This is a genomic window from Paenibacillus radicis (ex Xue et al. 2023) (assembly GCF_024722015.1).
Taxonomy (GTDB): Bacteria; Bacillota; Bacilli; order Paenibacillales; family NBRC-103111; genus Paenibacillus_S.
The window spans coordinates 48,217-59,985 of sequence record NZ_JANQBD010000041.1; the positions used below are offsets into that span (position 1 = coordinate 48,217).

The following is an 11,769-nucleotide window of genomic DNA, read 5'->3' on the forward strand; positions in this document are numbered from 1 at the left end:
GCTCGGAGGAATTGCAGCCGTGCTGGCCTCACCCGATCACAAGAACAAGACATATGAGCTTACCGCTTCTCGAGCGTGGAGCTTTGAGGAACTAGCGAGTACTCTGTCTGAGCTCTCTGGTAAGCCCATCTCTCACCGACAGGACCCACAGGTCCAGAACTGGATCTATGGGTTCCTGAGCAAGCTTGATACTTCTTCCACTTCTCTGGATTTGGAACAATTAATTGGCGGACCTGTTGCTACACTAAAGGAAAGCATACAGCCCTTTATAGCACCTTAAATAGTTAAATTTATATGCTTAAAGTTTAATACGCTGAAGTCTTAGTGCATTTAATACTACGGATACGGAGCTAAGAGCCATAGCAGCCCCTGCGAGCCACGGAGCCAGAAAGCCTAATGCAGCAATCGGAATACCTATCACATTATAGGCCAGAGCCCAAAACAGATTCTGTTTAATGTTTGCCATTGTCTTTTTACTCATAAATATAGCATCCGGAATGCTGTTCAGATCGCCGCGCATTAAGGTTACATCTGCTGCCTCCATGGCTACGTCTGTGCCGGTTCCCACCGCCATGCCGATATCCGCCGTTGCCAATGCGGGAGCATCATTAATTCCATCCCCTACCATGGCAACTTTTTTTCCGGTTGCCTGAAGCTTTTTAACCTCGGCAGCTTTGCCTTCCGGCAATACCTCGGCCATAACATGATCAATACCCGCTTGAGCAGCGATCGCTTTGGCTGTACGTTCATTATCCCCGGTGATCATGATAACCTCGATTCCGAGGTTTTTCAGACGCTCCACCGCTTCTTTGGATGTATCCTTGATCGTATCGGCTACTGCAACCATTCCTGCATATGCACCATCGATGGCTACTAGCATGGACGTTTTTCCCGCTTCTTCCAAACGGTTCATTGTTTCAAAAGCAGCTTCTGCATTCACTTCATATTTGGCCATTAGCTTTCTTGTACCGACCAACAGCTCCTTACCTTCAACTACTGCACGTATACCAAAGCCTGGAATAGCCTCAAACTGTTCCGTTTCCGGAAGCTCGATTCCTCTTTCCTTAATCCCATTCACAATAGCCTCGGCTAACGGGTGCTCTGAATTTTTCTCAGCTGCACCTACGAATCGTAAGAAGTTATCCTCGCTCACCTCTTCAGTTGCCATAATGTCTGTAAGTTCAGGTTTGCCATTGGTTACCGTACCGGTTTTGTCTAAAATAATAGCATTTATACGATGGGTGGTCTCCAGATGCTCCCCGCCTTTAAACAGAATGCCTAATTCCGCCGCCCGCCCCGAACCGGCCATAATAGACGTAGGAGTAGCAAGCCCTAACGCACAAGGACAAGCAATGACAAGGACCGCAATCGCCTTTTCTAAGGCACTCGAAAAACTGCCCGGCTCCACAGCGAAATACCAAACAAAGAAAGTCAACAAGGCAATCCCGACCACTATAGGAACAAAAATACCGGAAATGGCATCAGCTACTCTTTGAATTGGTGCTTTGGAGCCTTGGGCTTCCTCTACTACTTTGATGATTTGGGCAAGGGCGGTTTCCTTACCTACTTTTGTGGCTTCAATTCTAAGCATCCCATTTTTATTGATGGTGGCTCCTATTACCGGATCTCCAATTCGCTTATCCACCGGGATGCTTTCGCCAGTTAACATCGATTCGTCGACTGAGGATGAACCTTGAATAACTTCTCCATCCACCGGAATTTTTTCACCGGGCTTAACAATAACCACATCTTTTACCACTACTTCCTCAATGGGTACACTAATCTCGCTGCCATCACGAATAACGGTGGCTGTTTTAGCCTGAAGTCCCATAAGTGTTTTAATAGCCTCAGAGGTTCTGCCTTTAGCTAATATCTCAAAGAGCTTTCCAAGCAAAATCAATGTAATCAGAACAGCGCTTGTTTCATAGTATAAAGCCACTTCATTATGACCATGACTGTTTATTGATTGAATAGTTTGGTACAGGCTATAAAAGTAAGCTGCAGAGGTTCCCAGAGCAACCAGGACATCCATATTCGCACTGCCGTTCCGAAGCGCTTTATAGGCACCTACATAAAACTGTCTTCCTATAATGAATTGAACAGGTGTAGCCAGAGCTAATTGGAACCACGGGTTCATGAACAAATCCGGCAACCATATGAACGAAGTAAAAGAAAAGTGGCTGACCATAGCCCAAAGTAGAGGCAAAGACAGGACCGCTGAAGTAATCAGTTTGATTTTATGGTTTCTAAGTTCCTTTTGCCGATGATCACCAGTCTCCTGTTGTTCCTGTTTTACGGTTCCATAGCCCAAGGCTTCGATCTTTTGCTCCATCTGTTCCAAGTTCGCTTTAGTTGGATCGAATGTAACAGAAGCTTGCTCCAAAGCAAAATTGACGTTCGCTCCGGACACACCTTCCAGCTTGTTCAATCCTTTTTCTATGCGGTTTGCACACGCGGCGCATGTCATTCCGGTAATTTGCAATGTTGTTTGTTGTTCCTGTATTGCTTGCTGCTTTTCCATAGCCTGCTTCCTCCTAATACCGCCTCAATACCTATGGGGGGTATATTTAATTGAAAAAAAATAGCACTCAAGCACAACGAGTCTATCTCCCGCTGTGCTTTCTTTCTTACACTACATCGTATCCTTGTTCCTCAATTGTTTCTTTGATTGTCTCCAATGTGAGCTTATTTTCATCGAATTGAACCTTTACGGTTTTAGTTGCAAGCTCTACTTGCCCCTTAGCTCCAATATTCTTAAGTGCACCTTCAACCGAATTTACACAATGTCCACAAGTCATACCTTCTACTTCTAATGTTACGTTTTGCATATCCATTCCTCCATTAATTATAATATTATTTCATTAACTTATTAACGGTAATCAAAAGTTCATCGATAACTTCATGTTCCCCAGCCTTTATGCGATCAATCACACAGCTTTTCATATGACCTTCCAGCAGCAGCTTACCGACACCATTTAATGCCGCTTGAATTGCAGCAATCTGGTTTAATACATCGTCACAGTAAGTGTCCTTCTCTATTAAACCTTTGACGCCACGAATCTGGCCCTCAATACGGTTAAGTCGTGTAATCAAATTTGCTTTTGTTTTATCGGAATGATGACTTTGTCTATTTGAGCTGCAATTGGGAGCCTCTTCGAGTTCTGCATTAGTTGCTTTAAGAGTATCCATTTTGTTTGCCTCCTATTCTTCATGGATTAATCATACTATACCCCCCATGGGTAAGTCAACAGTTTTATAGCTTGTTCATTTGAACAAAAGAGCAAGCCCCAGTAATGCACAATTTCAATATTCAGTTTAAACTTGTAAGGTGGTTGATATAATTGATGAGGTAGAATGAAACATTCCCATCTCGACCGATTGATATTGATAATGCCCAACCACATACTCGACAAAGTACAGAAGCCCGCCAAGTTTCCTAATAGTAGTAAGCACCGTCCCATGTGAAGTATTGACCTATAAATATACAAAAAGGAGCGAATATCCATGCAGCCCATCGTATCCCGCAAAGCACCAAAGCAACTGCTTAACCCTGCCAGCGGTTATTTAACCGGCTACAGCCACACGCTTAACCCATATACCGGTTGTTCATTTTCCTGCTCCTACTGCTATGTTAGGGAAATGCCTGTGGCCAAATTCCGCCGCGAAGCCTGGGGAACATGGGTCGATGTAAAGGAAGGCGCCTCCGAGCTGCTGCATAAAGAATTAGTCAAAGCGAAGAAGAAGGGCCCTGTTACAATCTTCATGTCGTCCGCCACAGATCCCTACCAGCCTCTAGAATACCGAGAAAGGCTAACACGCTCCCTGCTGGAGACGATGGCACAGGAGTTGCCCGACTTCTTGCTTGTGCAGACCCGCAGCCCGCTCGTAACGCGTGATATGGATGTGCTGCTGCAGATGAAGGACCGGGTTCGCATAAGCGTCACAGTCGAAACCGATCTGGAGTCGGTACGTAAGGCTTTCACCCCGGGCGCCCCTCCAATTGCAGCTAGGCTGCGTGCTCTGGATAAGCTCAGCTCCGCAGGGCTTGACGTACAAGCGGCGGTCTCTCCGCTGCTGCCAAGCTCCGAGCAGTTTGCCGCCAGCCTGGCGTCCGTCGTCAGTCGAGTATGCCTCGATGATTTCTTCATGGGCGATGGAAGTCTCGGCAAGCGTACAGAAAGGCTCGGCATACGCCGAATTTATGAGGATATGGGTATGACCCAGTGGTATAACCGCAACGCTTATCTGCATGTACAAGAACAGATGAAGGAACATTTCGCAGAAGACCGGATTTTTATAAGCCAAGCGGGCTTTTTACCGTAAGCTTTTCAAAGAATCTTCTGCTTTATAAAAAATCATTAGCTTCACCACGACGGGCTGATTGTGCTCCTCGAAATTCCGCCGCGTCTGGAGCCCAATCTTGCACACCCTAAACCTCAACGTGGGCGCTGGATACTCTTATGTGCACTATCCCATTGTCTCAGCATGGGTGCTGGGTACACTTATGTACACTATCCCACTGTCTCAGTTTTAATTCCTGAGCAATGGGGATAGCGGCCATAAGCGAAATTTAAATAATTGCTGTAACTTCATAACCGCTAACCGCATTCTTCCATTACTGCTCAATACGAAGAAAATAGACCGGATCTACTTTCTTCCCTAACCTGTACTCATTCGGTGTAACCCCGACAAAGCTCCGAAACACTTTTATAAAATAGTTCGTATACTCAAAGCCCGTCTCCTTAGCGACAGCTTCGACTGTTTTCTCGGTGTGCCTTAGCAGCCAGGCGGCCTGCTCGACGCGGATTTTACGCAAATATTGATTGGGCTTCAGCCCCGTTTTCTTCAAGAACTGCCGGCAAAAGTGATACTTCGTCAATCCGGCCGCACCCGCCATATCGTCCACCGATATATCTTGCGCATATTGCGATTTCAGCAGTTTAATAGCCGCACGGATCGAAGCCGGCATATCCTCCGTTGCACGTATGATGTCTCGCCCTTCTGCAAGCTGGTGCAGGCTCATCAGAAGCTCATACAGTACAGCGGATACTGCAAACTTATCCAACTGAGGGTTATGGAATACTTCAGCATATAGTTTACTCAATATCATCAATGGCTCCGAGTGATCCTTGAACGAAATGACCGTCCCCAGCTTCTTCTGAATTTCTGTAAAATGATTTACGGCATCCGCACCGTTCACAACTACATAAAGAAACTCCCATTCATCGGAATCCTCCGGCAAATAGTACTCCGTATCACCAGGTACAACCGTAATAAACGCACTATCTTTCACCAATGAATATAAGGCCGTCCCATCGCGTAAAGCGCCTCTTCCCGATAGTGTATATTGAAAAATTACAAAGCCTCCCCCACGCTTCAAACCGTTCCAACGATAGTCTGCTGAAACGACCCTATCCCACCCTATATTAATGAGCCGAATGGGCAATGCAGCAGGACTCAGATATTTAAATCCGAAGCTTGTTTTCTCACAAACCTCATGCGGTAACAGCAATATAGTCTCATCCTTTCGAAAATATGTTATCATTGTACGCCCTGTCTTTTTGTTTTATCATGAAACTGTTCAATTGGGAAGTCAACGGAATGATAATATTTTTATTTATTAAAATGGAGCAGGAGGGCTATTTCTCATGTTAAAAATCGCAATGATCGGGGCAGGAAGTATCGGCTTCACACGCCGTCTCGTAATGGATATTCTATCTGTCCAAGAATTTCAGAATGCGCAATTTCGTTTCATGGATATCAATGAAGAGAGTCTGAATATGGCAGCCGATCTATGCCGGAATATGATTCAGAAGAACGGCTTGCCCGCCACCATCCAAGCTACTACGAACCAGAGGGAAGCGATTGCCGATGCTGATTATGTGTTCTGTACCGCACGTGTAGGCGGCTTGGAAGCATTCCGCCACGATATCGAAATCCCGCTCCGTTATGGAGTCGATCAGTGCGTAGGTGATACACTGGGGCCGGGCGGCGTATTCTTCGCGCTGCGCACGATCCCGGTTTTGCTGGATATTGCCCGCGACATGCGCGAGCTCGCGCCAGATGCGCTGCTGCTCAACTATTCCAACCCCATGGCGATGAATACATGGGCTGTACGTCGCGCTGGCGGTGTTCGTGTAGTCGGTCTATGCCATGGGGTTCAGCACAGCCACACCTTGATCTCGCAAGCTCTTGGCCTTCCTAAGGCTGAAGTCGATTTCACCGCAGCTGGCATTAACCATCAGACCTGGTTCGTTCAGGTTGCCCATCAAGGCAAAGACATGCTTCCTCATATTCTCGAAAGCATGGAGAAGCATCCAGATATTTCACGCAAAGAGCCTTGCCGGATCGATGTGCTGCGTCGTTTCGGGTATTTTTCAACAGAATCGAACGGTCATCTGAGCGAATATTTGCCTTGGTACCGCAAACGTAAGGGTGAAACGGATTCATGGATCTGTCCGGATACGTGGATCGGCGGAGCAACCGGCGGCTACTTGAATCATTGCCTAAGCCGGGGGGATGAGTACAAGGAGAATTATCCGAAATGGATGAGCGGTGAGTTGGAATTCATTAAGCTTGGCGAGCGCTCTGAAGAGCACGGCTCATATATCCTTGAGGCGTTGGAAACCGGCCGGGTTTACCGCGGGCATTTCAACATCGAGAATCAAGGCTTGATCACCAACCTGCCGGACAAATCAACGATTGAAATTCCTTGTTATGTAGATCGTAACGGCATACAGCCGACGTTCATCGGTCAACTGCCGCTAGCCTGCGCCGCTACATGCAAGGTTAGCATCAACGTGCAGGAAATGGCTGTGGAAGCAGCGCTCACCGGCAATCGTGAGCTAGTTAAGCAAGCCGTTCTGCATGATCCGTTGACTGCTGCCGTCTGCACTACCGATGAAGTATGGCGGATGTGCGACGAGATGTTCGATGCTCTTGGCCCTTGGCTGCCGCAGTTCAACGGGGAGAACCGCACGTGGAATGATATTCCTCAGGCGAATAACAGCAAGCTGTCGTTTATTCGTTAATCAATGGAAACTAGCGGTTCGGACAGTTTGCCGGTATTCTTATCCATTAATCCCTATAATACAATTTGGGTGTATCCCTCCAACTAAGCCTCCTGAGTATTCTCAGCGAAATGAGGTGAGGGATTCATTCTCTAGTCAATTAATAAACGCTAAATCCCCTATTCGGGATTTAGCGTTCTGCAATAATAATAGAACTATAGTCGGTATGAGTCCTCATGAAAAAGCGATTCGTTCCAAACGATCCTTCCCGAGCTCAACTTAACGGAAATCCGGCGGAATCCTTCTTGCTACTCCAGTACGGATTGCAGCTTCGATAACAGCATGGCGCACCTTATCAACTACATGCTCATTAAAAATACTCGGAATGATATATAATTCATTCAACTCATCATCGCTAACAACAGAGGCAATAGCCCTTGCTACCGCAAGCTTCATCTCCTCGTTAATACGATTTGCACGGCAATCCAGAGCCCCGCGGAAAATTCCCGGGAAGCACAGCACGTTGTTAATCTGGTTCGGGTAATCACTCCGTCCGGTTGCAAGCACCTTCACATACGGTTCGGCAAGATCAGGATCTATCTCGGGCTGCGGATTGGCTAGTGCAAATACAATGGGGTCTTTTGCCATTGCCTTAACATGCTCAACCTTCAATAAGCCAGCTCTGGACACGCCTATAAATACATCGGCACCTGCAATTACTTGGTCCAAGCCACCTGCCGTTGCCTCTACCTGTGATTGCTCAGCTAGCCACTGCCACATAGGCTGTGAATAAGTCTCCCCGCGAACGATTGCCCCATCGCGGTCCACAGGCACAAGCCGCTTTACTCCAGCGGCAAGCAGCATCTTGCACACGGACACGCCCGCTGCCCCGATCCCGTTCACCACTACACGGATCGAGTCGATCGGTTTCCCAACGACCTTCAGTGCGTTCAAGATCCCTGCCAGCATGACTACAGCTGTTCCGTGCTGATCATCATGGAACACAGGAATATCGAGTTCCGCTTCGAGCCTCGACTCAATCTCAAAGCAGCGCGGCGAGCTGATATCCTCCAGATTAATACCGCCGAATATAGGGCTGATCGCCTTAACTGTACGAATAATCTCCTCTGTATCCTTTGTATCTAAGCAGATTGGGAACGCATCCACTCCTGCCAGCTGTTTAAACAGCATCGCCTTTCCTTCCATCACCGGTGCAGCTGCCTGAGGTCCGATGTCACCCAATCCAAGAACCGCTGTGCCGTCGGAAATTACGGCTACCGTATTTCTTTTGATAGTTAATGAATAAGCTTTCTGCGGGTCTTCATGAATAGCCGTGCATACGCGTGCCACACCAGGTGTATAAACACGTGACAAATCATCCCGGTTCTTGATCGGCATATTCGGCTGCATGGAAATCTTTCCTCCCAAATGAGCCAAGAACGTACGGTCAGATACGTTGATCAAGGTTATTCCTTTAAGCTGTTTAATGGCCGTAACGACCTCAACCTCCAAAGAATCCTGCACATCAACGGTAATATCACGCACTGAAGATTCCTTGCCTACACGTATAACGTCAATCGACGATACATCGCCGCCCGCCCGGCTTATCACAGAAGCAACATCACCGAACGAAACTTGATCATGAGCCAACTCTACACGCAAAATAATACTTGTATTAGCCATTAAAACCACTCCTAAAATTAGTTTTCTGATTGTTTATTTTTTGACAATTCATGAAGTTACCTCACTGCCTTTTTCAGTGAATCTTCGTTCATCGGGCCCTGCACCTTTTTTCGAATGATACCTTGCTCGTCGACCAAATAGGTTGCAGGATAAGCAGCGACTTTGTAGATTTTCCCCACATCACCTAGCGAATCCAACACAATTGGAAATGTTAACCCCCATTGATTAACGTAAGCATTAACTACAGCCTTGCTTGCTTCCGTCTGCGTTGCATTAACCGATAAAATAACAACATCCCGATCCTTATACTCACTGTAAAACCGCTGCATATGCGGCATCTCTACCCTGCAGGGAGGACACCAGGTTGCCCAGAAATTAATTAGCACCTTTTTGCCGCGGTAATCCGACAGCTTGATCTGACCACCTCCTAAAGCTTCTAGTTCAAAGTCAGGGGCTCTCTCACCTACACGGGTTCCAGTTGCAACTCCGGCTTCTGCAAACGCCAAATCGCTTCCTAATCCAGCTTTTTCCCAAGTATTTGAGGCCACCACACTTATAACAGCATGTCCAAGTACAAAGACAAGGAACAGCTGCTGTAGTTTCTTTCGTCCTTCCTTAACCCTCCCTTTCCACAATAGAATCACTATCACGGCACTCAGACTTAGAAGTAAACCATTTGTGGCAATATTTACCTCTTCAAATAATATTTTGAAAAACCGATAAACCATGTACCCCACCAAAAGGGAGACAAGCCACGAATCTATATATAGGGGCCACCTAGGCGATTTATGGTCTCTCAACCATACATAACCACCTGCGACTGCTGCAGCTATCCACGTTCCTTGTTCTCCACCGCTGAAATACAGCAGGGATAACGGGCTTTCGATGACACTTTGTGGATCCAATAACAGCACACTCAGCTTCCAGGTAAACAACCAGATGAGCAATGCTTCAAATGCCCGGTCATAGCTTTTATTATCTAAATCCGATTCGCGGCGCAAGCGCAGCTTCATAACTGCAAAGCCTGCCAAGATCGCAACCGCTATGAGCAGCACGCTTTTTTGTAACACTAGCGGTCCAAGCACCCATGCGTCCAATTGGTTTCTCCTTCCAGCGATTTTCCAGAGTTTAGACCGTAAGCACTTACTTAGCCTTCTGAGGGAGAGCTTGCATCTCTTGACTACATTGTGGCTTGAGGGCAGTGACAAGTCAAATTAACGTTTTTAATAACCGTACCATGTATTTTTTATAGATTCTCTCCTGCAAGCCTTTGCTAACGGCCTAGAAAGCCGAAAGCAATTCATATAAAAGGTTTGAAAACTCATCTTAGACCAACGGAGGTACTACCATTTATGAAGAAATTCCTTGCTACATTGCTGATTGCCGCAACTGTCACTACAGGCGCAAGTCTTATTGCTCCTACTGAAGCACATGCCGCCCCCGAAGCAACTATTGTTAGCAGTGTTAACTTCAGAAGTGCTCCTAACACCAGCGCATCATCCCTACGTTTATTGAAAACCGGAGAGAAAATTCAAATTATTTCCAAGGTAAATGACTATTGGTACTATGTTCAAACTACCCAAGGCCAACTAGGTTACATTTCAACCAGCAGCAAATATGTAAAATATGCAGGCGCAGGTTCATCAACTGGCGGCGGAAGCGGAAGTGGAAGCGGCTCGTCCAGCAACACTGTTAACAAAATCATCAGCGCAGGCAAAAAATATTTGGGTACACCTTACGAATTCGGATCTGACCGCTCCAATACACGCACTTTCGACTGCTCTGATTTTGTTCGTCAAGCCTTCAAGGATGGCGCAGGTGTTACTTTGCCAAGCGATTCTAGAGGACAAGGCAGCTATGTTAAAAGCCTGGGGAAATCCACATCAAATTGGCGCAACCTCAAGGCTGGCGATCTGATGTTCTTTATGGATTACAAGGGTACTAGCAAGTCTGCATACCCAAGCAACACATCGAATCAGACCATCACTCACGTAGGTATCTATCTTGGAAACGGACAGATTCTGCATACATATTCCAAGGACTCCGGTGGTGTTAGAATAGATAGCATTGCAGGAAAACATTGGGAATACCGCTTTATGTTTGGCGGCAGCGCTTTGAAATAAAGCATCACAAATAACCCGAATCCACAGGTTTATCACTGGGGTTCGGGTTTTTGTATGGAAATTGGGGCGAATGTACAGCATATGCTATAATTAGCATACATAAATATTTCATCCAAACTATACGGAGGCATCGCATCCATGCTGACTTTTCAAGAAAAATTAACTATTATTGAATCATTCCCCGAATTACAGCGCCATGATGTGTCACTTGGACGGGTTAATTTCCATTATGAAAATAGCTGCTATGATAAAAAAAATGTCGTCTACCACCTGCACCCTAACGGTAACGGCTTTGTTTATGCGGGATTTCTAAAAGGCTATCAGAAAGATGATAAAGACATGGTTAATATACGGGAGTACTCAGCAGAGGCTCTTCATGAGCTAATTCAAGCATCTATCCAGTCACTTACGGCAGATCCTGCTGCGCTAAATGCCGAGGCCCCTAAGCCTGCCCCTGAGAAACAGACTTCTCAGCGTTGGATCAGCAGTGACAATCAAATCCTCACTCTAATTCTTGAGGAAGATCTTTGGAATCTATATTTCGGCATTAATCTGGAATTCGCGTTTGAAACCTATGAGGAAGCTGAGGAATATTTACTGGAAGAGGGCTTTACCCGTATGTAGAGGGTAAAAACTTCTGACCAAAGCCCTTTTGATGAAGATACCTTCGTGCCTTAACGGTTACTTTGCTTAAATGAATTAGTCGAAGCATTAGCGGAAGTAATTCGTCCACTATGGCATGGAAAGCACAAAAAACAGAGAGATAGCGGAAGATCTGCTTCCGTTATCTCTCTGTTTTGGTTCATTGAGCCCCTATTTGCCCCGAATAGTCGAGTAGGCGGGGCCTCTCCTTCTCTTGGATTGCGCCCCTTACCCCTCACAGATCCGTACGTGCGCTATTAACGCATACGGCTCTTCACTTCACCATTACAGGTCGACTGACGAACAGGTTC

Annotated in this window: 11 protein-coding genes; 5 read left to right on the forward strand and 6 right to left on the reverse strand. The window is 46.4% G+C overall.

Annotated elements, in window-relative coordinates; all coding sequences use genetic code 11:
• Positions 1 to 19 precede the first annotated feature (19 nt).
• The gene (locus NV381_RS34940; protein ID WP_258217887.1) at positions 20 to 280 is read left to right on the forward strand and encodes a hypothetical protein; all 261 of its coding nucleotides are present in this window, start codon (positions 20 to 22) and stop codon (positions 278 to 280) included.
• 18 nt (positions 281 to 298) lie between these two features.
• Here NV381_RS34940 and NV381_RS34945 read toward each other — a convergent pair whose 3' ends face one another.
• The 3 genes from NV381_RS34945 to NV381_RS34955 all read right to left on the reverse strand — a co-directional run bounded on the left by NV381_RS34945 (position 299) and on the right by NV381_RS34955 (position 3,189).
• Positions 299 to 2,521 carry a heavy metal translocating P-type ATPase gene (locus NV381_RS34945; protein ID WP_258217888.1) on the reverse strand — a complete coding sequence of 741 codons (2,223 nt, stop codon included), beginning with the start codon at positions 2,519 to 2,521 and terminating at the stop codon, positions 299 to 301.
• Positions 2,522 to 2,627: 106 nt separating this feature from the next.
• Complete coding sequence (locus tag NV381_RS34950; RefSeq protein ID WP_258217889.1) at positions 2,628 to 2,828, reverse strand: cation transporter; 201 nt, start codon at positions 2,826 to 2,828, stop codon at positions 2,628 to 2,630.
• Between the two features lie 25 nt (positions 2,829 to 2,853).
• Positions 2,854 to 3,189: a metal-sensitive transcriptional regulator gene (locus tag NV381_RS34955; RefSeq protein ID WP_258217890.1), complete on the reverse strand. Its 336-nt coding sequence runs from the start codon at positions 3,187 to 3,189 to the stop codon at positions 2,854 to 2,856.
• A 315-nt stretch (positions 3,190 to 3,504) separates the two neighbouring features.
• Here NV381_RS34955 and NV381_RS34960 point away from each other — a divergent pair, with 315 nt between their 5' ends.
• Positions 3,505 to 4,323, forward strand: a complete 819-nt coding sequence (locus NV381_RS34960) for an SPL family radical SAM protein (RefSeq protein ID WP_258217891.1) — start codon at positions 3,505 to 3,507, stop codon at positions 4,321 to 4,323.
• Positions 4,324 to 4,615: 292 nt separating this feature from the next.
• Here the strand turns inward: NV381_RS34960 and NV381_RS34965 are convergent, their stop codons facing one another.
• The gene (locus tag NV381_RS34965) at positions 4,616 to 5,512 is read right to left on the reverse strand and encodes an AraC family transcriptional regulator (RefSeq protein ID WP_258217892.1); all 897 of its coding nucleotides are present in this window, start codon (positions 5,510 to 5,512) and stop codon (positions 4,616 to 4,618) included.
• 136 nt (positions 5,513 to 5,648) lie between these two features.
• Here NV381_RS34965 and NV381_RS34970 point away from each other — a divergent pair, with 136 nt between their 5' ends.
• Complete coding sequence (locus NV381_RS34970; RefSeq protein WP_258217893.1) at positions 5,649 to 7,031, forward strand: alpha-glucosidase/alpha-galactosidase; 1,383 nt, start codon at positions 5,649 to 5,651, stop codon at positions 7,029 to 7,031.
• Positions 7,032 to 7,289: 258 nt separating this feature from the next.
• On the opposite strand, the gene NV381_RS34975 is transcribed toward NV381_RS34970, so the two are convergent.
• Together NV381_RS34975 and NV381_RS34980 are read right to left on the reverse strand one after the other, a co-directional pair.
• The gene (locus NV381_RS34975; RefSeq protein WP_258217894.1) at positions 7,290 to 8,693 is read right to left on the reverse strand and encodes an NAD-dependent malic enzyme; all 1,404 of its coding nucleotides are present in this window, start codon (positions 8,691 to 8,693) and stop codon (positions 7,290 to 7,292) included.
• A 56-nt stretch (positions 8,694 to 8,749) separates the two neighbouring features.
• Entirely contained in the window at positions 8,750 to 9,790 is a 1,041-nt protein-coding gene (locus tag NV381_RS34980; RefSeq protein ID WP_258217895.1) for a redoxin domain-containing protein, read from the reverse strand.
• Positions 9,791 to 10,045: 255 nt separating this feature from the next.
• On the opposite strand from NV381_RS34980, the gene NV381_RS34985 reads away from it, so the two are divergent.
• Positions 10,046 to 10,816, forward strand: a complete 771-nt coding sequence (locus NV381_RS34985) for a C40 family peptidase (RefSeq protein WP_258217896.1) — start codon at positions 10,046 to 10,048, stop codon at positions 10,814 to 10,816.
• A 138-nt stretch (positions 10,817 to 10,954) separates the two neighbouring features.
• Positions 10,955 to 11,440 carry a hypothetical protein gene (locus NV381_RS34990; protein WP_258217897.1) on the forward strand — a complete coding sequence of 162 codons (486 nt, stop codon included), beginning with the start codon at positions 10,955 to 10,957 and terminating at the stop codon, positions 11,438 to 11,440.
• Positions 11,441 to 11,769: the final 329 nt, after the last annotated feature.